We start from the raw sequence: 22,465 nt of genomic DNA, 5'->3' as shown, positions 1-22,465 counted from the left end.
CCAGGAGCCGTACAGGGCCCGCTCGCGCTCGACGAGCAGCGGCAACGGCTCGGAGCAGGTGACCAGTTCCCGCAGCGGATACCGGGTCAGGATCTTGTCGACCTCGGGGCTGAGCGCGGCGGCGAGGCGCCAGGGGGCGGGGCGGTCCTCGTCGCGCAGGGCCTGAGCGGCGGCCAGGATGACCTCCCGCTTCTTGCTCTTCGGCACCCCGGCGGCGGCCCGTTCGTAGAGCCGTGCGCCCTCCTCCAGGACCAGACCGGTGTCGATGCCCGCCGGGATCTTGATCTGGGCGTGGTGGCGCCAGGTGGTGACCGGATCTCCCCAGGCCTCGACCTGATAGGTCCAACGGCCCGGTTTCCCGTCGACGGTGACCTCGGCGCCCCAGCGGTCGGTGCCGGGGGCCAGCTCCCGCATCGGGGTCCAGGGACCCCGGCGGCCCTTGGGGTCCTTCAGTACGACATTGGCGGCGACGGCGTCATGGCCCTCGCGGAAGACGGTGGCGGTGACCTCGAATGACTCCCCGGTCACCGCTTTGGCGGGCCGGCGCCCCTGCTGGACCAGGGGACGGACGTCCAGGACGGGTATGCGGCCGACGGCGGTGGCCTCGTCCGCGGGGGGTGCGGGGGGCGCGGCACGGGATGACGTGCGCGGTGTCGGAGGTGCTGACGACTGGTGCGTGGCGGGCATGACCGCTCCTGTCCGCGGCAACGAGCGTGTGGGCGGATGGATGGTGGCGAGACGGGTCCTGCGGCTGTTTCCGAGGGTGTACTTGAGGGTCTACCTGTGCGGGGTATCAGCGCTGTGTCCATGGGGTGTACCGGAGGAGCCTTCCCACCCTATTCGGGTGGGCAATCCGGCACTTTGTTAACTACTCAGCCGTATGTCTACGCACAAGACCGGCCCCGTTCTGTACGAACGGGGCCGGTGGCGTGTTCGCGTTGGGGAAAACGCTTTACGTTTTCGGCACCCGGAGGAGCCGGTTCGGTGACCCCGGTCCCGCACCGTTCACCTTCCCGCTCGCGGCCCCCGCAATCAGAGCCTTGGCGACCTGGGCCGGGGTGGCCTTCGGGTGACCGGCGAGGTAGAGCGCGGCGGAGCCCGCCACATGCGGTGACGCCATCGAGGTTCCCGAGTAGGTCGCCCTGCCGGTGTCGCTCGCGTACGAGTCCGAGGTGATCGCCACGCCCGGGGCGAACAGGTCGACGGCTCCGCCGAAGTTGGAGAAGCGCGCGCGGGCGTCGGTGCGGTCGGTGGCGCCGACGGTGAGGGCCTGCGGCACGTCGGCCGGTGAGGAACGGGCGGCCGGCACGCCGTCGTTGCCGGCCGCGACGGTGTAGGTCACCCCGGACCTGATCGAGTTCCGTACCGCGGCGTCGAGTTGGGCGTTGTGCGCACCGCCCAGGCTGAGGTTGGCCACCGCCGGCTTGCGGGCGTGTGCGGTGACCCAGTCGATACCGGCGATGACCTGGGCGGTGGTGCCCGACCCCGCGTTGTCCATGACCCGTACGGAGACGACCCTCGCCTTCTTGGCGATGCCGTACCGGGTCCCGGCGATGGTGCCGGCGACATGGGTCCCGTGTCCGTTGCCGTCGCCGGCGGATCCGTCGTTCCCGACGAAGTCCCAGCCGTAGCCCGCCCGGCCGCCGAAGTCGCGGTTGCTGATCCGGATGCCGGTGTCGATCACGTAGACGGTGACGCCCGCACCCCCCGACCCCGGCCAGGTGTACGCCCTGTCGAGCGGCAGCCCCGCCTGGTCGATGCGGTCCAGACCCCAGGAGGGCGGGTTCGTCTGGGTGCGGTCGAGCCGTACCCGGCTGTCCTGGACGACGGACGCGACCCGCGGGTCCGCGGCGAGCCGCCGGGCCTGTCCAGCGCTTGCCCGGACGGCGTAGCCGTTCAGCACACTGCCGTAAGTATGGCTTATTTTCGCCCCATAGCGGGTGGCGACGTCCTTCCCGGCCGCCGAGGCCCCCTTGATCCCCTCTTCCAGGCTCACCAGATAGCTTCCGCCGACCGAGCCCGGTCGGCCGGCGCCCAGTACGGTCCCCTCCGGTACGGCGTGCGCGGGCAGGGTGGCCGACGACAGCACCGCGGCCGTGACGACCGCGGTCAAGCCCCCCACCAGACGCGGACGCCAATTGATCGTCCGTGACATGGCTGTGAGTTCCCCCTCCTCAGCTCAGGGGGGCAGCGTCTCGTGCGGGGCTGGGTCCCACAAGGAGGCGTGACGCGTCTCGCTCCGTCCACCGGGGGACGAAGCCGGGGTCTGGTGCCGGAGCTCCGACAACGGCCCCCTCGACACCGGTACCGTCTGAGGGACGCCGAGCCGCACACCGCCGTACGGCTCTCACCACGAACGCGTGGAGTGGAATGTGAAGGCGATCCGTCGGTTCACCATCCGTCCCGTTCTCCCCGACCCCCTCCGCCCCCTCAGCGACCTGGCCCGAAATCTGCGCTGGTCCTGGCATACCGAGACCCGTGACCTCTTCCAGGCCGTCGACCCCGAGCGCTGGGCCGCCTCGGAGGGCGATCCGGTGCGGCTGCTCGGCAGTGTGCCGACAGCACGACTGGCCGAGCTGGCCGGTGACCGCCGGTTCCTGCGCCGGCTGACGGCGGTCGCGGACGACCTCAACGACTACGTGACCGGCGACCGCTGGTACCAGTCCCGGCCGCAGGCCGCCGAGCTCCCGGCGGCCGTCGCCTACTTCTCGCCCGAGTTCGGCATCACGGCCGCCCTGCCGCAGTACTCCGGCGGCCTCGGCATCCTGGCCGGCGACCACCTCAAGTCGGCCAGCGACCTTGGCGTACCGCTGATCGGCGTCGGCCTCCTGTACCGGCACGGGTACTTCCGGCAGACCCTGTCCCGGGACGGCTGGCAGCAGGAGCACTATCCCGTCCTCGACCCGAACGAACTTCCGGTGGTGCCACTGAAGGACGCCGACGGCACCCCGGCGCACGTCTCCCTCGCCCTGCCCGGCGGCCGGCTGCTGCGCGCCCGGATCTGGCTGGCCCAGGTGGGCCGGGTGCCGCTGCTGATGCTGGACTCCGACGTGGAGGAGAACGACCTCGGCGGACGCGGGGTCACCGACCGGCTCTACGGCGGCGGCAGCGAGCACCGGCTGCTCCAGGAGATGCTGCTCGGTATAGGGGGTGTGCGCGCCGTACGGACGTACTGCCGGCTGACCGGCCACCCCGAGCCCGAGGTCTTCCACACCAACGAGGGGCACGCCGGTTTCCTGGGCCTGGAGCGGATCGCCGAGCTCTGTGCCCAGGGGCTGGACTTCGACTCCGCGCTGGAGGCGGTGCGCGCCGGTACCGTCTTCACCACCCACACCCCCGTCCCGGCCGGCATCGACCGCTTCGACCGGGAGCTGGTCGCCCACCACTTCGGCCCCGACGCCGAACTGCCCGGGATCGGGGTGGAGCACATCCTGCGGCTGGGGATGGAGACCTACCCCGGCGGCGAACCCAACCTCTTCAACATGGCCGTGATGGGGCTGCGGCTCGCCCAGCGCGCCAACGGGGTCTCGCTGCTGCACGGCAACGTCAGCCGGGAGATGTTCTCCGGACTGTGGCCGGGATTCGACGCCGACGAGGTGCCGATCACCTCCGTGACCAACGGGGTGCACGCCCCTACCTGGGTGGCCCCCGAGGTGGTCCGGCTGGGGGCCCGGCAGCTGGGCGACCGCCGTACCGAGGAGGCGCTGACCGTCGGCGGCACCGAGCGCTGGGACGCGGTCGCCGACGTCACCGACCAGGAGATCTGGGACCTGCGCCGGAACCTGCGGGAGCAGCTGGTGCTCGAGGTCCGGGACCGGCTGCGCGCCTCCTGGCGGCAACGGGGTGCCGGGACCGCCGAGCTGGGCTGGATCGACCACGCCCTCGACCCGGACGTGCTGACCATCGGATTCGCCCGGCGTGTCCCCTCGTACAAGCGGCTCACGCTCATGCTGCGCGACCGTGACCGGCTGATGGACCTGCTGCTGCACGCCGAGCGGCCGATCCAGGTCGTGGTGGCCGGAAAGGCGCACCCGGCGGACGACGGCGGCAAGCGGCTGGTCCAGGAACTGGTCCGGTTCGCCGACGACCCGCGGGTCCGGCACCGGATCGTCTTCCTGCCCGACTACGGCATGGCGATGGCGCAGAAGCTGCTGACCGGCTGCGACATCTGGCTGAACAACCCGCTGCGCCCGCTGGAGGCGTGCGGGACCAGCGGGATGAAGTCGGCGCTCAACGGCGGCCTCAACCTCTCGGTCCTGGACGGCTGGTGGGACGAATGGTTCCAGCCGGACTTCGGCTGGGCGATCCCGACCGCGGACGGCGCCGGCACCGATCCCGAGCGCCGGGACGACATCGAGGCGGCCGCCCTCTACGACCTCCTCGAACAGCGGGTCACCCCGCGCTTCTACGAGCGCGGGCAGAGCGGGTTCCCGGACCGCTGGATCGAGATGGTCCGCCAGACGCTGACGCTGCTGGGCCCGAAGGTGCTGGCGGGCCGGATGGTCCGGGAGTACGTGGAGCGCCTCTACACCCCGGCGGCCCACGCCCACCGGTCCATGACCTCGGACACGGCCCGTGAACTCGCCGCCTGGAAGGGCAGGGTACGGGCGGCCTGGCACGGTGTCTCGGTGGACCACGTCGAGGCGGCCACCGCCACGGCCACCGCCGAACTGGGCACCACCCTCGCCCTGCGCGTCCGCGTCCGGCTCGGCGACCTCGCCACCGACGACGTCGAGGTCCAGGCGGTCTCCGGCCGGGTCGACCTGGAGGACCGCATCACGGACGCGACGTCGGTCCCCTTGAAACCGACGGGAGGACCGGACCTGGAGGGCCACTGGACCTACGAGGGCCCCCTCTCCCTGGACCGCACGGGCCCTTACGGCTACACGGTCCGCGTCCTCCCGGCCCACCGGCTCCTTGCCTCCAGCGCGGAACTGGGCTTGGTGACATCCCCGCCGGAGAGCGCGGTGGAGGGGGCCGGCGTGCTGATGCGGTGACACCGGGACGACGGGACGACCGAGGGCGGGTGATCTTTGCCCGCCCTTGGCTCACGGCTTGCCTTTCGCTCGCCGCCGCGGCAGCACCGCCGACTGGGCGAGCGCCCTCGAACACGCGCAGCAGCTTGCCGACAAGGCCGCACACACCGACCAGGAGGCGGCGCTCCGGAGCATCCAGGGCCTGCCGAAGGACACGGCCGACCACGATCCACGGCGCGTACGGCTGAACAGGCAGCGGGACCAGGCGGCCGGCGATCTCTCGAACGCCAAGTCGGCGCTCCAGCACGCCAGGGACGTGCGCGACGACGCCGCGAAGCAGGCAGCCAAGGTCATCCATCGCGCCATCACCCACGACGGCATGCACGACTCGGGGTGGGACAAGCTCGGCGACACCGTCGACTCGATCGCGTCCGACGTCGGAGACTTCCTCAAGGACGCGGGCGAGGTTCTGGTCTCCGACCTGGCCTCCCTCGGCAACGCGATGCTGCATGACACCGGATCCACGCTCTCCGTCCTCGGCGGCCTCGCCCTGGTCGTCGGTGGCCTCGGCGAGGAGGCCGGAATCCCTGAGCAAGAACGACGGCGCGGCACGAAGCCTGATTTCCGGATCGAGGGTCAGATCTTCGACAATTACGCACCGACCGCCAGCAGTCCCCGCTCCATCTGGTCGGCTGTCGAGAAGAAGGTGGACAAGGGACAGACGGAACGTGTCGTCCTCAACCTCGGAGACAGCAATGCCGACCTCGGAGCCCTGCAGAAGCAGTGCCACGACTGGCCGAAGGCGGGATTGAAAGAGGTGCTGGTGATCGACCGCGCGGGAAACGTCGTTCATCTCTATCCGTAGGAATCAGGGGATATTTTCTCAATGGCAATCGAATTCGACCTCGACATCGCGACGGGATCGGCTGTTGCCGAGGTCGCCTCACGTCTCGCCGAGGTCGGCACCGAGACCGGTGTGTTCGACGCGTCGGTGACGGCCGAACGACTGACGGAGCGCGGGGTGTTCGCGCTCAGCCGGCTGGGGACATACGTGAGCGTCGTCCGGCAGGAACCGCCGCAGCCATGGCACCCCGTCGTCGCCGGTCTCGGTTTCACGCCCACGGTCGGGGTGGGCTTCCGTATGGCCAAAGGGGTCGAGGTCGCGGAGCAGCAGGACGACATGATCCGTCTGGTGGCGCCGTTGCTGGAGCGGATCGACGGCGACGCGGTGCTGCACTTCCAGTTCGAGGTGATCTGGCTGCTGCGCAGGAACGGCGAACTCAGCCTGAACGAAAGGGACGACATCTGGCGGCCGCAGCGGCTGGCCTTGATGAGGCAGCCGTTCCGCCGGGAGACCCACAGCATGGACTCGGAATGAGCCGGCCGCCGCGCATCGGATTTCAGGCGACCGACATGCCCGGCCGCACCATCTGGTGCCCGGACGTCGAGGTCGCCCAGGCGTTCGTGGGCGACCAGCATGCGCGGGCGATGCCCGTCTGACCGTCAGAACTCCGGCTCCGCCCCTGCGCACAGCCTCCGCAGTACCGCCCCGCAGCGGCGGGCGTACGCGTGCTGGAGCCCCCGGGTCGCGGCGCCGCCCGCCCGGGCGTACCACTTCGCCGCCTTGCTGAAGGCCGCGACCGTCAGCCACACGGTGCCGTCGCCCGTGCGGTCGACCACGAAGGCCTCCTCGCCGCATTCGGGATGGCCGGTGAGGGTGCCGTAGGCCCAGCCGGCGCGGCGGGACTCCTCCAGCGTCCAGACGACACGACAGGGGGCTTTGATGAGGCCGGCGAGGGTGACGGTGACGTCCACGCCGGGGGCCGCACGGTCGGCGGAGGCCTCGATGCCGACGCCCAGGGCGCGGTGGAGTTCCCAGGTGAGGACCGCTTCGGCGGACTTGTGGAAGACCTCCGCGCCCTCACCTATGCGTGTGCGCACATGGAGCGGGTGGAAGCCGGGCGGGCAGGCGGCGAGATCCTCGCGGGTCGCGCCGACCGCCTCGTACGTGAAGGACATGGGAGAGAGCGTAGGACGGACCCCGGGGATGCCTTCGTCCCGGGGTCCGTCCGTACCGCTGCTATCAGGTCACGTTGACGGCCGTCCAGGCCGCCGCCACCGCGTTGTACTCGGTGGAGCCGGAGCCGTACAGGGCGGCCGCCGCCGAGAGGGTGCCGGTGCGCGCCGACTTGTAGTTGGTGGTCGACGTGAAGTACGTCGTCAGCGCCTTGTACCAGATCTGCAGCGCCTTGGCCCGGCCGATGCCGGTGACCGTGGACCCGTTGTACGTCGGCGAGTTGTAGCTGACGCCGTTGATCGTCTTCGCGCCGCTGCCCTCGGACAGCAGGTAGAAGAAGTGGTTGGCGACACCCGACGAGTAGTGCACGTCGAGGTTGCCGACCGAGGAGGACCAGTAGTTGGCGGAGCCACCGTCCTTGCTGGGCTGGTCCATGTAGCGCAGCGGGGTGCCGTCGCCGTTGATGTTGATCTTCTCGCCGATGAGGTAGTCGCCGACGTCGGAGGAGTTGTTGGCGTAGAACTCGACGCCGGTGCCGAAGATGTCGGAGGTCGCCTCGTTCAGACCGCCGGACTCACCGCTGTAGTTGAGGCCCGCGGTGTTGGCGGTGACGCCGTGGCTCATCTCGTGGCCGGCCACGTCCAGCGAGGTCAGCGGGTGGGTGTTGCTCGAGCCGTCGCCGTAGGTCATGCAGAAGCAGCTGTCGTCCCAGAACGCGTTGACGTACGAGCTGCCGTAGTGCACGCGGGAGTAGGCGCCGACGCCGTTGTTCTTGATGCCGCTGCGGCCGAAGGTGTTCTTGTAGAAGTCCCACGTCTCCTGGGCGCCGTAGGCGGCGTCCGCGGCGGCGGTCTGGTCGGTGGTGGAGCTGGAGGCGGTGCCGGTGCCCCAGACGTTGTCCGCGTCGGTGAACAGCGTGCCGGTGCCGGACGTGCCGTGCTTCAGGTTGTACGTCTTGTGGCTGCCGCGCGTGGCGTCGGTCAGGCTGTACGTCGAGCCCGACAGGGTGGTGTCGAGGCTGACGGTGCCCGAGTACAGCGTCTTGCCGGTGCCGGTGGCGTTCTCGATGCCCTGGTACTCGAAGAGCTTCTTGCCGGTGGCGGCGTCGGTGATGACGTGCAGCTGGTTGGGGGTGCCGTCGTCCTGGAAGCCGCCGACGATCGTCTCGTAGGCGAGGACGGGAGTACCGGAGCCGGCCCAGATCACCTTGCGGGCGCCGTCGGCCGCCGACTTGCTGGAGCCCAGCGACTTGGCGACGGTGAGCGCCGACTTCTCCGCCTTGGCGGTGCTGATCTGCGGCTTGAGGGAGGCCACCTTGATGGCCGTCTTCGTCGCCTTGGTGACGCCCTCGGTCTTGCCGGCCTTGGAGGTGTGCACGACCAGGTCGCCGCCGAGGACCGGGAGGCCCGCGTAGGTGCGCTCGTAGCGCGTGTGGACGGTGCCGTCGGCGTCCTTCACGACGTCCTTGACGACCAGCTTCTCCTTGGCGCCGAGGCCTATCTGCTGCGCGGTCTCGGTGACGTCCGCCTGCGCCTTCTGGATGAGGGCGGTGCGGGCGGAGTTGGAGAGCAGGGTGGGGGCGGCGGCCAGCGGCTGCTTGGCGGCGGCCGTGGCGTTCGCGGTCATACCCGTGGTGAGCAGGGCGCCGGCGGCGACAGCGGTGGCTATGGCCAGAGTGGTGCGCTTGTGACGCGCGTAGAGGGGGCTCACTCAAGCTCCTTCAGAATGTGGGGAGTCCGGGGCGATGTGGGGTTACCGGCCCGGCTGTGGGGTTGTGAAGTTGCTGTGCTGTGCGACGGGTGAGGGAAGAGTGACATCAAGGTCGCGTACATGTCAGGACCCTGAAGTGATGTTGGCCGAAAAGCAGGTGTTGGGTGAACGTTGCGAACATGTAAAACGGGCGCCGCCCGAGGGGAGTCGAACCCCCGGACGGCGCCCGTCGCTCACGCCCGTGTCCTGCGGTTTACGGGAAGGTCAGCTTCCAGCTGTTGATCGTGCCGACGTCCTGTGCGGCCTGGTCCTGGACCTTCAGCTTCCAGGTCCCATTGGCCGATTCCGACGAGGCGTTCACCGTGTAGGTGTCCGTCACGTTGTCCGCGGAGTCGGACGAGCTGAAGGCCTTCAGGCGGTACGACGTCCCGGACGGACCGACGAGGTCGATCACCAGGTCACCGCGCCAGGTGTGGCTGATATTCGGCGTCACCTGGAGGTTGGTCGGCGCGTTCCCGGTCCGGCCGGAGACCGTGATCGACGAGGTGACCGCGGGGCCGTTGTCCGGGATCGACACCGGTGTGGTGCTCTCGTACGAGGTGCCCGTACCGCCACCGCCGCCGGAGCGCGAGCCGACCGCCACGGCCGCCCAGGCGTCCTGCACCGCCTTGTACTCGGTGCTCGTGGTGCCGTACAGCTCACCCGCCGCCGCGAGGGTGCCGGTGCGGGCGGCCGCGTAGTTGGTGGTCGAGGTGAACTTGGTGGTGAGCGCCCGGTACCAGATCTGGAGCGCCTTGTCCCGCCCGATGCCGGTGACCGGAAGGCCGTCCTTCGTGGGTGAGTTGTAGCTGACGCCGTTGATGACCTTGGCGCCGCTGCCCTCGCTCAGCAGGTAGAAGAAGTGGTTCGCCACGCCGGACGAGTAGTGCACGTCGAGGCCGCCGACCGACGAGGACCAGTAGTCGGCCGAACCGCCGTCCTTGCTCGGCTTGTCCATGTAGCGCAGCGGGGTGCCGTCGCCGTTGATGTCGATCTTCTCGCCGATGAGGTAGTCGCCGACGTCGGAGGAGTTGTTGGCGTAGAACTCGACGCCGGTGCCGAAGATGTCGGAGGTCGCCTCGTTCAGACCGCCGGACTCACCGCTGTAGTTGAGGCCCGCGGTGTTGGCGGTGACGCCGTGGCTCATCTCGTGGCCGGCCACGTCGAGGGCGGTCAGCGGGTCCGCGTTGCCGGAGCCGTCGCCGTAGGTCATGCAGAAGCAGCCGTCGTCCCAGAACGCGTTCACGTACGAGTTGCCGTAGTGGACGCGGGAGTAGGCGCCGACACCGTTGTTCTTGATGCCGCTGCGGCCGAAGGTGTTCTTGTAGAAGTCCCAGGTCTCGGCGGCCCCGTAGTGCGCGTCGGCGCCGGCGGTGGCGGCGTTCGACGTGGTGCCGTTGCCCCAGGTGTTGCTCGACTGCGAGAACAGCGTGCCGGTGCCCGAGGTGCCGTGGTTCAGGTTGTACGTCTTGTGGCCGCCGCGGTCGCCGTCGGTCAGGTTGTACGTCGAGCCCGACTGGGTCGTCGACAGCGACACCGTCCCGCTGTACTGGGTGTTGCCGGTGCCGGTGGCGTTCTCGATGCCCTGGTACTCGAAGAGCTTCTTGCCGGTGGCGGCGTCGGTGATGACGTGCAGCTGGTTGGGGGTGCCGTCGTCCTGGAAGCCGCCGACGATCGTCTCGTAGGCGAGGACGGGAGTACCGGAGCCGGCCCAGATCACCTTGCGGGCGCCGTCGGCCGCCGACTTGGTGGAGCCGAGGGTCCTGGCGCGGGAGACGGCCTGCTTCTCGGCGCTCGCCGCGCTGACGGCCGGGGTGAGGTCGGCGACCTTGAGCGTGGCGTTGTTCGCCTTGACGACGCGCTCGGTGGCGCCCGACTTGGCGGTGTCGACGATCAGGTCGCCGCCGAGGACCGGGAGGCCCGCGTAGGTGCGCTCGTAGCGGGTGTGGACGGTGCCGTCGGCGTCCTTCACGACGTCCTTGACGACCAGCTTCTCCTGCGCGCCGAGGCCTATCGACCTGGCGGTGGCGGCCTTCTCGGCGGTCGCGTCACGCAGCAGCTCCGCGCGCTGCGAGGGCGAGAGCTTGACGGCGGCGTGCGCGGGGTTGATCCTGCCGGCCTGCGGTGCGGCCGGGGTGGCGCTGGCGGCGCCCGACTGGACGGCCGCGGCGATCAGGGCGGTGACGCCCGCGAGGGCCACTATCGCGGTGCGGTGGGGGGTGCGTCTGCGAGAGGAACTGCTTCTCAACACTGACTCCTTCTGCGTGGCCGCGGGTCACACGGCCAGGGGAGATCCGGAGGGCGGGTGGGCCGTCCGGGCAGAACATGCGGAACAGGCGGAACGCGGAACCACGTACGCGTGCAGTGCCGGACCCGGCAGCGACAGGGCGAATCTGTGGGGTTGCTGTGAGTCGGCCGTGGGAAGAGTGGCACCAGAAAACGCGATCTGTCAGGACCGCGTCAGGAATTTGGCCGGAAATCGTTCGTTGACCGGATGTTCATGTTCGGTATGCGGATCGTTCGGTGAGCGGGCAGACCTCAGGGCGCCTTGTCGCCGTGCCAGGTCGCCCAGAGCGCCGCGTACGCCCCGCCCGCGGCCACCAGCTCCTCGTGGGTGCCGAGTTCGGTGAGCAGGCCGTCCTCCATCACGGCCACCCGGTCGGCGTCGTGCGCGGTGTGCAGCCGGTGAGCGATGGCGATGACCGTACGGCCCTCGAGGACGGCGGCCAGGGCGCGTTCGGCGTGCCGGGCGGTCGCAGGGTCCAGCAGCGCCGTCGCCTCGTCCAGGATCAGCGTGTGCGGGTCCGCCAGCACCACCCGGGCGAGCGCGAGTTGCTGCGCCTGGGAGCCGTCCGTGGCACGACCGCCCGTGCCGAGCACGGTGTCGAGGCCGCCGGGGAGGCCGCGGACCCAGCCGTCGGCGCCCACGGCCGTCAGCGCCGACCACAGGTCCGCGTCGCTCGCGGCCGGTTCGGCGATCAGCAGGTTGTCCCGGACCGTGCCGAGGAAGACATGGTGTTCCTGGGTGACCAGGACGACCTGGCGGCGCAGCAGCTCCGGTGCCAGCCCGGCGATCGGCACCCCGCCCACGGTCACCGTGCCCGACCCGGGCGCGTCGACGCCCGCCAGCAGCCGGCTCAGCGTCGTCTTCCCGGCGCCGGACGGCCCGACCACCGCCAGCCGCTCCCCGGGCCGCACCGTGAGATCCACCCCGCGCAGCACCTCGCCACCGCGCTCATAGGCGTACCGCACCCCGCACACGTCGATCCGGTCGTCCGCCGGCGCCGCCGACCCGCCGTCCGCCTCCGTCCGCGGAGCCTGCGCCAGCCCCTCCACCCGAGCGAACGAGGCGCTGCTGGACTGGAGTTGCTCCACCCGCATCAGAATCTGGTCCAGCGGCTCCGTGAACTGCCTCAGATACAGCGCCGCCGACACCACCACCCCGACCCCGACCTGCAGCAGCCCGCCGACCAGCAGCACCCCGGCCACCGGCAGGGTGTACGACACCTCGACCGCAGGGAAGAACACGGTCCGCAGATACAGCGTGTAGAAGCGGGTCTTCCGGTTGGCCTCCAGCGCCTCCCGGCTCGCCGCGATCCGCTGCTCCTGGAGCCGGAACGCCTCCACCGTGCGTGCGCCCGCCACCGTCGCCGTGACGATCTCCGCGACCCCGGAGGTCGTCGCGCCCTCCCCGAGATAGCCGTCCCGGGCCCGGCGCAGATACCAGCGCAGCGCGAGCCAGATCGGGGTCAGCCCGAGCACCCCGAAGGCGCCGAGCATCGGGTCCAGTGCGAAGACCGCGGCCATCACGAACAGCGCCTGCACCGAGCAGACCAGCAGTTCGGGCCCGACGTCGCGCAGCGTGGTGCCGACGGTGCTCACGTCGGAGGTGCCGCGCGCGGTCAGATCCCCGGTACCGGCCCGCTCCACGACCGACGCGGGCAGGGCGAGCGCCCGGTCCACGAACTCCTCGCGCACCCGGGCCAGGGTCCGCTCCCCGAACCGGTGGCCGAGGTAGCGGGCGGATCGGGCGAGCAGCAGCTGGGCGAGCGAGCAGAGCAGGATCCACAGGGCGAGGCGGTCCACGGCGCCGACGCCGCGCCCGGCCCGGACCGCGTCCACGATCCGGCCGACCAGCCACGGGCCGACCAGGCCGGCGCCGGCGGCGAGCGCGTTCAGGAGCAGGGCGGCCGAGAAGGCCCCGCGGTCGGCCCGCACCAGGCGGAGAACGGCCCGCCGCACGTCGGCCCGTGCGGCGACGGGCAGTTGGCTCGTCGTCACCGTACGGCCTCCTCTTCCTCCGCCGCGTCCCGGGCCACCAGGGCGCGGTAGCCGGGCTCGTACTCCAGCAGGCCCTCGTGGGTACCGGTCGCCGCGACCTTGCCGCCGACCAGGTAGATCACCTCGTCGGCGCGGGCCAGCATCAGGGGGGAGGTGGTGGTGAGGAGGGTGGTGCGGCCGGCGCGGGCGGTGCGGAGGCGCTCCGCCACGAGGGACTCCGTGTGGGCGTCGAGGGCGGAGGTGGGTTCCACGGCGAGGAGGACCTCGGGGTCGGTGAGGAGGGCGCGGGCCAGGCGGATGCGTTGGCGTTGGCCGCCGGAGAGGTTGCGGGCCTGGGCGGAGATCTCCGAGTCGAGGCCGTTCGGGAGGGCCTGCAGGATGTCGGTGGCTGCGGCTGCGTGGAGGGCTTGGGTGGTTCGCGCGTCAGAGGGTGCGACCGGGGGTTCAGTGGCGGGTGCGGGTGAGTGGGGGCTTGTCGCGCCCACGCGGCGGCAGCCGCACATTTGATGCAGACCCGCGCCCCCTTGGGACGCGTCGTGGCCGCCCGATTGATACGGCTCCGCGCCCCTGAGGGAGTTGCGCAGGCTGTCGGCGAAGAAGTGGGCCTCGTTGTCCGCCACCAGGATGCGGGACCGGACCTCCTGCAGGGGGACGGCGTCCAGGCGGGTCGCTCCCCAAGTCACGTTCGACGGCATGTAGCGGCCCAAGCGGTCCACCACCGCGCCCGTTTCCGTCCCGCTCGCGCCCACCAGAGCCGTCAGCCGGCCGGGGCGGACCCGTACCCCCGACTCCGGGTCGTGCAGGACCGCCGGTTCGGCCGGGGCCTGCTCCGTGCCCTCGTCCGGTTCCGGGGCCAGGTGCAGCAGGCGTACCACCCGGCGGGCGGCCACCACGCCCCGGCTGAGTTGGTAGCCCATGTCCAGGAAGAACGCCACCGGGCCCACCAGGACCGCGACATAGCCGTACACCGACACCAGCTGGCCCACCGTGATCTCCCCGCGGGCGGCCATCCGGGCCGCGATCCAGGTCACCACAGCCAGGTACACCGTGGGCAGTCCGACCCCCAGGGCCTGGACCCAGCTGGCGACCGCACCCACCCGGTACCCCTGCACGCGCAGATGCTGTGAGTCCTTGCGGAAGGCGTCCGCGAACAGGCCCTTGCCGCCGAGGCCGTTGAGGACGCGGAGGCCGCCCGCGAGGTCGCCGATGCGGGCCGTGAGGACGCCCTGGCGTTCCCGGTACTCGGTCTCCCGGCCCTGGAGCCGCCGGGCCAGCGGGCCCGCGAGCAGCGCCACCACCGGCACTCCGAGCAGGACCACGCCGGTCAGCAGGGGCGAGATGGGCACCAGCAGGCCGGCCACCACCGCGTACACCACGATCGCGCCCACCCCGGGGCCGACGACGGTCAGCGCCTGGGCGATGGTGTGCACGTCACCGACGCCGATCGTGACGACCTCACCTGCTCCCGTCCGCCGGGGCAGTGCGGCACCGAGCCGTACCGCATGGCCGACTACCACCTTGATCGTGCGGAAATACGCGTCCATGCGCACCCGGGTCATCGTGCGGTGGCGCATGATGCTGACCCACGCGTTGACCGCCCCGAGGACGAAGATCGCTGCCGTCCACCCGGCCAGCACCGCCATGTGCCCCGGCACCAGGCCGTCGTCCACGGCCCGGGCCATCATGTACGGCGTTGCGGCCATCAGCGTCAGCCAGGCGCTGCCCAGCAGCGCCCCGGCGAGCGAGCGGCCCGGCTGGCGGTGCACCAGCCACCACAGGTAGTACCAGCCACCGCGCGTGTCGGGCGTGCCCGGATCCTCGTGCGCGTCGATCACCCCGTGAACCCCGTTCTCCTCGCTAGGCCAGACTGTCCCGCCACGCCCGGTGCAGGTCCGCGAACCGGCCGGTGCCCGCGATGAGTTCGGCCGGTCGGCCGTCCTCGACGATCCGGCCGTGCTCCATCACCAGTACCCGGTCAGCGATCTCCACGGTGGACAGCCGGTGCGCGATCACCACCGCCGTACGGCCCTTCAGCACCGTCGACATGGCCCGTTGCACGGCCCGTTCGCCGGGGATGTCCAGGGAGCTGGTGGCTTCGTCGAGGAGCAGCACCGCCGGGTCGGCGAGCAAGGCGCGTGCGAAAGCGACCAGTTGGCGCTGCCCCGCCGAAATGCGCCCGCCGCGCTTGCGGACGTCCGTGTCGTAGCCGTCGGGCAGGGCCGCGATGAACTCGTGCGCGCCGATCGCCTTGGCCGCCTGCTCGATCTCCTCGCGGGTGGCGTCCGGCCGGCCGATGGCGATGTTCTCGGCGACCGTGCCGGAGAACAGGAACGCCTCCTGGGTGACCATCACGACCCCGCGCCGCAGTTCGGGCACGGTCAGTTCGCGCAGGTCCACGCCGTCCAGGAGGACCCGTCCGTCGGTCGGGTCGTAGAAGCGGGCGAGCAGCTTGGCGAGGGTCGACTTGCCGGCGCCGGTGGAGCCGACCACCGCGACCGTCTGGCCGGCCGGGAGGGTGAGGTCGAAACGGGGCAGCACCTCGCCGCCGGTGCGGTAGGCGAAGCGGACGCCGTCGAAGACGACCTCGCGGCCGGGCAGTTCGCTCGCCGGCGGAGGCAGCTCCTTGGGGACCGAGGGCTCCGGCACGGACGGGGTCTGAGCCAGCAGGCCCGCGATCTTCTCCAGCGAGGCGGCCGCCGACTGGTAGGAGTTGAGGAACATGCCGAGCCGGTCGATCGGGTCGTACAGGCGGCGCAGATACAGGACGGCCGCGGCCAGGACGCCCAGCTCCAGTGAGCCGGACGCCACCCGGTAGGCGCCCCACAGCACGATCACCGCGACCGAGGTGTTGGCGACCAGCCGGGAGCCGACCACATACCGCGCCATTTCGAGGAGCGCGTCGCCGTTGGTGCGTTCGTGTCGGCGGTTGAGTACGGCGAACTCGGCGTCGTTGGCGGCCTCCCGGCGGAACGCGCGCACCGGGCGGATGCCGTTCATCGTCTCCACGAACTTCACGATCACCGCCGCGATCGCCGTGGACCGCGCCTTGTACACCCGTACCGCCCGCCGCTGGTACAGCCGCACCAGCAGGTACAGCGGCACGAACGAGGCCACGGCCACCGCGCCCAGGCCCAGGTCCAGCCAGAGCAGCATGGCCGAGATGTAGACGAAGGAGAGGATGACCGTGACCAGCTCCTGGAGGCCCTCGCTGAGCAGCTCGCGCAGCGACTCGACGTCCGTGGTGGAGCGGGAGATCAGCCGACCCGACGTGTACCGCTCGTGGAAGTCGATGCTCAGGGCCTGTGCGTGGCGGAAGATGCGGCCGCGCAGGTCGAGGAGGACGTCCTGGTTCACACGCGCGGAAGCCTCGATGAAGGCGTACTGGAGGCCGCCGGAGAGCAGGGCGCTCAGGCCGTAACCGACCGCCACCGCGATCAGCGGGCCGTGGTCGTGGTGGCGGAACGCCGGTACGGCACGGTCGATGGCGTAGGCCACCAGCAGCGGGCCCGCCTGCGCGGCCGCCTGCTGGAACAGCAGCAGGAGCGTGGTCACGGCGACCCGCGCCTTCATCGGTGCGAGCAGCGAGCGCAGCAGGGTGGCCGTGGCGCCGGGCGGGACGGGCAGGACGTCCCGGTCGAAGGGGTCGCCGGAGCCGGTGGCGGCTGTGGCGTCGGCGGCGTCTGAGGCGTCGGTCGGTTTCGGGCGGGGGAGTTCGTCGTCCTCGTCGGGGGCGGGCAGGGAGGTGGCGGCGGTCATCGGCGGTGATCCTCCCCGGACATCAGGCGGGCGTACTCGGCATTGCTGCGGAGCAGTTCGTGGTGGGTGCCGACGGCGGTGACACGGCCGTCGGAGAGCAGGGCGACGCGGTCGGCGAGCAGGACGGTGGAGGGGCGGTGGGCGACGATCAGGGCGGTGGTGTCGGCGAGTACGTCCCGCAGCGCGGCCTCCACGGCGGCCTCCGTGTGCACGTCCAGGGCGGAGAGCGGGTCGTCCAGTACGAGGAAGCGGGGCCGGCCGACGACCGCCCGCGCCAGCGCGAGGCGCTGGCGCTGGCCGCCGGAGAGGCTGAGGCCCTGCTCGCCGACCTGTGTCGCGGTGCCGTGCGGGAGGGAGTGCGCGAAGTCCGCCTGGGCGACGGCCAGGGCACGGTCCAGCTCCGGTTCGCCGGCGCCGTCCTCGGCTCCCATCAACACGTTCTCGCCGACCGAGGCGGAGAAGAGGGTGGGTTCCTCGAAGGCCACGGCGACCAGGGCGCGGAGCTCCGCACGGGGCATGGCGGTGATGTCCCGGCCGTCGAGGGTGATCCGTCCGGAGGTCGCTTCGTGCAGGCGGGGGATGAGCGCGGTGAGGGTGGTCTTCCCACTGCCGGTGGCCCCGACGAGGGCCATGGACTCGCCGGGGCGGATGTGGAGGTCGATGTGGGCGAGGGTGGGGGCTGAGTCGGGGGAGGCGTCCGGGTAGCGGAACCGCACGTTCTCGAACCGGATGCCGTCGGGTTCGGGGGCCGAGGGGAGGGGGCCGTGGTCGGCTGCGGGCCGGTGGGGGCTTGTCGCGCCGTTCCCCGCGCCCCTTTGGGGCGCTGCGCTGAGGCGCCCCGTCAGGGGCGCGGGGAACGGCGCGCTCGGCCCCCACGCACCCGCAGCCGACGACGAGTCGGCGTCCTCCCGCAACGCGTCCCGTACCTCGAAGTACCGTTCCGTGGCCGTGGCCGCTTCTTGACTCATCGCCAGCAGGAAGCCGATCGACTCCACCGGCCAGCGCAGCGCCAGGGCGGTCGACAGGAACGCCACCAGCGTCCCCGCGCTCAGCTCGCCCTCCGCGACCTGGACCGACCCCCACAGCAGCGCCGCCCCGATGGCCAGCTCCGGGAGGGTCACGATGACGCCCCAGATCGCCGCCAGCATCCGCGCCTTGCGCAGCTCCGTGCCCCGCAGGGTCCACACCAGGTCGCGGAAGGCCCGCGCCTGGCTGCGGTGCCGGCCGAACCCCTTGATGATGCGGATGCCGAGCACGCTCTCCTCGACCACCGTCGTCAGGTCGCCCACCTGGTCCTGGGCGAGCCGGGCCACCGCCGCGTACCGCTTCTCGAAGATCGCGCACGTCCACATCACGGGAATCGTGGGGACGAGGATGACCAGGCCCAGCGTCCAGTCCTGAAGCAGCATGATGACCACGCCGACGAGGATGGTCACCCCGTTGACCAGCAGGAAGGTCAGCGGAAAGGCGAGGAACATGCGGAGCAGCATCAGGTCGGTGGTGGCCCGGGAGAGCAGCTGACCGGAGGCCCAGCGGTCGTGGAAGGCGACCGGCAGACGCTGCAGATGGCCGAAGAGGTCCGCCCGCATGCCCGCCTCGACGTGCGAGAGAGGTCTGGCCACCAGCCAGCGCCGCAGCCCGAAGAGCAGCGCTTCGGCGATCCCGAGCAGCAGCAGGTACAGCGCGCCGAGCCAGATCCCGCCGGGGTCCCGGTCGGCCACCGGGCCGTCCACCATCCACTTGAGGACGAGCGGGATGACGAGCCCCGTACAGGAGGCGATCACGGCCACGAACGCGGCGATGGACAGCCGCACCCGCACCGGCCGTACGTACGGCCACAGGCGCAGCAGGGTACGGACGGCGGACCGGTCCTTGGTGGTTGCACGTGTCGGAGGCATCAGGAGCGAGCCTACGGATCGGCACTGACAACGCCTACCGAGTTTTGGCCGGACCGAAATCCGCCGCTGGTCCTACGACCTGCGGGTCCCCCGGTTCGAGCCAGGCCGAGAACTGCGGGAGGGTTCGAGGGTCGTACAACCGGATCCGCCGCATCAGCCGATCGGTTGATGCCGCTTCCAGCGGGGCGGCCGATGTGGCGGACCGGGCCCGGACGGGACCCTCAATCCATGCCATCCGTCATCGAAGTGACAGACCTGCGCAAGTCGTACGGCGGCCGGGCCGTCGTGGACGGGGTGAGTCTCGCCGTCGAGGAAGGGGAGATCTTCGGGATCCTCGGTCCGAACGGCGCCGGCAAGACCACCACCGTGGAGTGTGTGGAGGGACTGCGGGAGCCCGACGGCGGGCGCGTCCGGGTCACCGGGCTCGATCCCGTCGCCGAGCACGAGAAGGTCGCCCGCGTCCTCGGCGCCCAGCTCCAGCAGAGCGAGTTGCAGCCCAAGCTCACCGTCCGCGAGGCTCTCGAGCTGTACGCCTCCTTCTATCCGGCCCCGCTCGACTGGGCACCGCTCGCCGAGCGGCTCGCCCTCACCGACAAGCTCACCACCCGGTTCGGCAAGCTCTCCGGCGGGCAGCGGCAACGCCTGTTCATCGCGCTGGCGTTGATCGGGAGTCCCCGGGTCGTGGTCCTCGACGAGCTGACCACCGGGCTCGATCCGCGGGCTCGGCGGGACACCTGGGAGCTGATCGAGGACGTCCGGGACCGTGGCGTCACCGTCCTCCTCGTCACGCATTTCATGGAGGAGGCACAGCGGCTGTGCGATCGGATCGCGGTGATCGACAAGGGACGGGTGGCAGCGCTTGACACCCCGGCCGGGCTGATCCGCCGCAGCGCCGGCGCCACCGTCATCAGCTTCACCCCGTCCGCCCCGCTGGACGACCATGACCTCGCCGCGCTCCCGGCCCTCGCCTCGATCGAGCACAAGGACGGCCGGATCACGCTCTCCGGCACCGACGAGACCGTGAACGCGGTCATCACCCTGCTCGCCCGGCACCGCGTCACCGCCCACCAGCTCCGGGTCGTGGACGCGACCCTCGACGACGCGTTCCTGGACCTGACGAAGGAGGAAGCGGTATGAACACCGCCGTTCTGCGCACCGAGTTCCGGCTGTTCCGTCGCGAACCCGGCGCCGTCTTCTGGATCTTCCTGTTCCCGACGCTGCTCCTGGTGATCCTCGGCTCGATCCCCTCGTTCCGGGACGCCGACAAGTCCCTGGGCGGCCTGCGGCCGGTCGACGCCTATGTGCCCATCGCGGTACTGATCGCGCTGATCATGTCCGGGGTGCAGTCGCTGCCCCAGGTCCTGACCGGCCACCGGGAGCGGGGCATCCTGCGCCGGATGCGGCTCACCCCGGTACAGCCCTCCGCGCTGCTCTCCGCGCAGATGGTCGTGCAGGGCACGGTCGCGCTGGGCTCGGCGCTGCTCGCGCTGGTCGTCGGCCGGCTCGCCTTCGACGTACGGCTGCCGAAGCAGCCGGGCGGGTACCTGCTGGCGCTGCTGCTCGCGGCCGCGGCCGCCCTCGCCCTCGGCTCCGTCGTCTCGGCGCTGTCCCGCACCACGAAGATCGCGGGCGCGATCGGCTCGGCGGTGTTCTTCCCGATGATGTTCTGCGCGGGCGTGTGGCTCCCGGTGCGGGAGATGCCGCACGCACTGGCCCGGGTGGTGCAGTTGACCCCGTTCGGGGCGGCGGCCCGCGCCCTGGACCAGGCCGCCGCCGGGCAGTGGCCGGGCTGGGACCACCTGGGTGTGCTCGCCGTCTGGGCGGTGCTGCTGACGGCCGCGGCGGCGCGCTGGTTCCGCTGGGAGTAGGCGGCCGGCCGTGCAGACTGGGGACATGACCGTGGAGGACAGCCAGATCGACCGGCGCTGGGAGCAACTGCACACCTGGGGGCCGTACGGGCTGCTCGGCATCAGTGTCGTCCTCGGTGTCGCCTCCGCCGACCCGCATACCGCCGCGGCCAGGTGGTTCACCGCCTGGTCCCTGGTCGGCGCCGCGCTCGCGCTCCAACTGTGGTGGCACGGCACCCGGTTCCGCCGCCCCGGCCGCGGCCGTACGCCCTCCGTGGCCGGGAGCGTGTACTACGTCGTCCGCTGGGCTCTCGCCTTCGCGCTCACCTGGCTCAACCCGTTCTTCGCGTTCTACGCCGCCACCGGCTACATGGACGCCGACGAACTGCTGCCGCGCCGGTGGCGGCGGCTCGGGCTGCTGGCGAGCGCGGTCACCGTGGCGGGTGCGCAGGCCGGCGGGATGCCGTTCGAGAGCGTGCTCCAGTGGGTCCTCTTCGCCGTGCTGGTGCCCGTCAACTCCGGTCTCCAGATGGCGATCGCCCACCTCACCGAGCAGGAGGCCGAGCGGTCCCGCGAGCGCACCGAGACCATCGCCGCCCTGCGCCAGGCCCTGGACGAGAACGCGGCGCTGCACGCCCAGCTCCTCGTCCAGGCGCGGGAGGCCGGGGTCGCCGACGAACGGCGCCGGCTTGCCGCCGAGATCCACGACACCATCGCCCAGGGCCTGACCGGGATCATCGCCCAGCTCCAGGTCGTCACCAACACCCCCGGTCCGAAGGTGGCCGAGGAGCACGTGGGCCGCGCCCTGGCGCTGGCCCGGCACAGCCTGGGCGAGGCCCGCCGCTCCGTGCACAACCTGGCCCCGGTGGCCCTGGAGAACGACGGGCTGCCCGAGGCACTGAAGAAGACGGTCGTCGAATGGGGCGAACGGACGTCCATACGAGCCGAGTTCACCCTCACCGGCACCGCCGAGCAGCTCCACGAGGAGGTCGCGGCCACCCTGCTGCGCATCGTCCAGGAGGCCCTGTCCAACGCCGCCCGGCACGCGCACGCCTCCCGGGTCGGCGTCACCCTCTCCTACCTGGGCGAGGAGGTCATCCTCGACATCCGTGACGACGGCACCGGCTTCGACCTGCTCGCCGTGCCCGCCCGTAGCCGGACCGGCGGCTTCGGCCTCGACGGCATGCGCGCCCGCGCCGAACGCATCGCCGGCTCCCTGACCGTGGAGTCCGAACCGGGACTCGGCACCGCGCTGTCGGCGCGCGTACCGTTGGTCCGCCATGACAACTGAGCCCCCGATCTCGCTCCTCGTCGTCGACGACCACCCCGTCGTCCGCGACGGCCTGCGCGGCATGTTCGAGTCCGCCCCCGGCTTCACCGTGCTCGGCGAGGCCGGGAACGGAGCGGAGGCGGTCGACCGGGCCGCCGCCCTGGACCCGGACGTGATCCTCATGGACCTGCGGATGCCCGGCGGCTCCGGCGTGGACGCCATCCGCGAACTGACCCGGCGGGGCGCCCGCGCCAAGGTCCTGGTCCTCACCACCTACGACACCGACTCCGACACCCTCCCCGCGATCGAGGCGGGCGCCACCGGCTACCTGCTGAAGGACGCCCCGCGCGAAGAGCTCTTCACCGCCGTCCGCGCCGCCGCCCAGGGCCGTACCGTGCTCTCCCCGGCCGTCGCCTCCCGCCTGGTCTCCGCCGTCCGCACCCCCGGCGCCCCCGGCAACGAACCGCTCTCCGTCCGCGAACGCGAGGTCCTGGCCCTGGTCGCCAGGGGCACCTCGAACCGTGAGATAGCCCGCGAACTCTTCATCAGCGAGGCCACGGTGAAGACCCATCTCACCCACCTCTACGCCAAGCTGGGCGTCAACGACCGCGCGGCGGCGGTCGCGACGGCCTACCAGCGGGGGATCCTCGGCTAGTCCGGCCCGGACGTGC

At 71.3% G+C, this 22,465-nt stretch carries 17 protein-coding genes; 8 read left to right on the top strand and 9 right to left on the bottom strand.

Translation table 11 applies throughout. From position 1 onward, the window contains the following. Nucleotides 1-687, bottom strand: a 687-nt coding sequence (locus ACWGJB_RS46750; RefSeq protein WP_453386128.1) for a maltotransferase domain-containing protein, incomplete at its 3' end; no start/stop codon positions are given. A gap of 265 nt (nt 688-952) precedes the next feature. Then, nucleotides 953-2,155 carry a S8 family peptidase gene (locus ACWGJB_RS46745; protein ID WP_453386127.1) on the bottom strand — a complete coding sequence of 401 codons (1,203 nt, stop codon included), beginning with the start codon at nt 2,153-2,155 and terminating at the stop codon, nt 953-955. 217 nt (nt 2,156-2,372) lie between these two features. On the opposite strand from ACWGJB_RS46745, the gene glgP reads away from it, so the two are divergent. Genes glgP through ACWGJB_RS46725 form a run of 4 tightly spaced genes read left to right on the top strand, consistent with a single transcriptional unit; the run spans nt 2,373 to nt 6,476 of the window. Continuing rightward, nucleotides 2,373-4,997 carry an alpha-glucan family phosphorylase gene (gene glgP, locus ACWGJB_RS46740; protein WP_453386126.1) on the top strand — a complete coding sequence of 875 codons (2,625 nt, stop codon included), beginning with the start codon at nt 2,373-2,375 and terminating at the stop codon, nt 4,995-4,997. Nucleotides 4,998-5,055: 58 nt separating this feature from the next. After that, on the top strand, nt 5,056-5,841 hold the full coding sequence (locus tag ACWGJB_RS46735) for a CdiA C-terminal domain-containing protein (RefSeq protein WP_453386125.1): 786 nt from the start codon (nt 5,056-5,058) through the stop codon (nt 5,839-5,841). 21 nt (nt 5,842-5,862) lie between these two features. Continuing rightward, complete coding sequence (locus tag ACWGJB_RS46730; protein ID WP_453386124.1) at nt 5,863-6,354, top strand: SitI3 family protein; 492 nt, start codon at nt 5,863-5,865, stop codon at nt 6,352-6,354. Next, on the top strand, nt 6,351-6,476 hold the full coding sequence (locus tag ACWGJB_RS46725) for a hypothetical protein (RefSeq protein ID WP_453386123.1): 126 nt from the start codon (nt 6,351-6,353) through the stop codon (nt 6,474-6,476). The genes ACWGJB_RS46730 and ACWGJB_RS46725 overlap by 4 nt, the downstream gene beginning before the upstream one ends. A 3-nt stretch (nt 6,477-6,479) precedes the next feature. Here ACWGJB_RS46725 and ACWGJB_RS46720 read toward each other — a convergent pair whose 3' ends face one another. The 7 genes from ACWGJB_RS46720 to ACWGJB_RS46690 form a co-directional block, all read right to left on the bottom strand. After that, nucleotides 6,480-6,995: a DUF1990 family protein gene (locus ACWGJB_RS46720; protein WP_453386122.1), complete on the bottom strand. Its 516-nt coding sequence runs from the start codon at nt 6,993-6,995 to the stop codon at nt 6,480-6,482. Nucleotides 6,996-7,059: 64 nt separating this feature from the next. Continuing rightward, the gene (locus ACWGJB_RS46715) at nt 7,060-8,703 is read right to left on the bottom strand and encodes a M4 family metallopeptidase (protein WP_453386121.1); all 1,644 of its coding nucleotides are present in this window, start codon (nt 8,701-8,703) and stop codon (nt 7,060-7,062) included. Nucleotides 8,704-8,956: 253 nt separating this feature from the next. Next, entirely contained in the window at nt 8,957-10,990 is a 2,034-nt protein-coding gene (locus ACWGJB_RS46710) for a M4 family metallopeptidase (RefSeq protein ID WP_453386120.1), read from the bottom strand. A 290-nt stretch (nt 10,991-11,280) separates the two neighbouring features. Beyond that, nucleotides 11,281-13,023 carry an ABC transporter ATP-binding protein gene (locus tag ACWGJB_RS46705; protein WP_453386119.1) on the bottom strand — a complete coding sequence of 581 codons (1,743 nt, stop codon included), beginning with the start codon at nt 13,021-13,023 and terminating at the stop codon, nt 11,281-11,283. Then, on the bottom strand, nt 13,020-14,858 hold the full coding sequence (locus ACWGJB_RS46700) for an ABC transporter transmembrane domain-containing protein (RefSeq protein ID WP_453386118.1): 1,839 nt from the start codon (nt 14,856-14,858) through the stop codon (nt 13,020-13,022). The genes ACWGJB_RS46705 and ACWGJB_RS46700 overlap by 4 nt, the downstream gene beginning before the upstream one ends. A 22-nt stretch (nt 14,859-14,880) precedes the next feature. Next, on the bottom strand, nt 14,881-16,779 hold the full coding sequence (locus tag ACWGJB_RS46695; RefSeq protein ID WP_453386117.1) for an ABC transporter ATP-binding protein: 1,899 nt from the start codon (nt 16,777-16,779) through the stop codon (nt 14,881-14,883). Beyond that, nucleotides 16,776-18,677: an ABC transporter ATP-binding protein gene (locus ACWGJB_RS46690; RefSeq protein ID WP_453386116.1), complete on the bottom strand. Its 1,902-nt coding sequence runs from the start codon at nt 18,675-18,677 to the stop codon at nt 16,776-16,778. The genes ACWGJB_RS46695 and ACWGJB_RS46690 overlap by 4 nt, the downstream gene beginning before the upstream one ends. A gap of 228 nt (nt 18,678-18,905) precedes the next feature. Here ACWGJB_RS46690 and ACWGJB_RS46685 point away from each other — a divergent pair, with 228 nt between their 5' ends. Genes ACWGJB_RS46685 through ACWGJB_RS46670 form a run of 4 tightly spaced genes read left to right on the top strand, consistent with a single transcriptional unit; the run spans nt 18,906 to nt 22,449 of the window. Beyond that, entirely contained in the window at nt 18,906-19,814 is a 909-nt protein-coding gene (locus ACWGJB_RS46685; RefSeq protein ID WP_453386115.1) for an ABC transporter ATP-binding protein, read from the top strand. Next, entirely contained in the window at nt 19,811-20,545 is a 735-nt protein-coding gene (locus ACWGJB_RS46680; protein WP_453386114.1) for an ABC transporter permease, read from the top strand. Before ACWGJB_RS46685 ends, ACWGJB_RS46680 begins: the two co-directional genes overlap by 4 nt. A gap of 25 nt (nt 20,546-20,570) precedes the next feature. Beyond that, nucleotides 20,571-21,815, top strand: a complete 1,245-nt coding sequence (locus tag ACWGJB_RS46675) for a sensor histidine kinase (protein WP_453386113.1) — start codon at nt 20,571-20,573, stop codon at nt 21,813-21,815. Continuing rightward, a complete protein-coding gene (locus tag ACWGJB_RS46670; RefSeq protein ID WP_453386112.1) occupies nt 21,805-22,449 on the top strand; it encodes a response regulator in 645 nt (214 codons plus the stop codon). The genes ACWGJB_RS46675 and ACWGJB_RS46670 overlap by 11 nt, the downstream gene beginning before the upstream one ends. The last annotated feature ends 16 nt before the right edge of the window (nt 22,450-22,465 follow it).

The sequence above is a fragment of the Streptomyces sp. NPDC054813 genome, from assembly GCF_053611365.1.
This window is presented reverse-complemented; position numbering and strand designations above follow the sequence as displayed.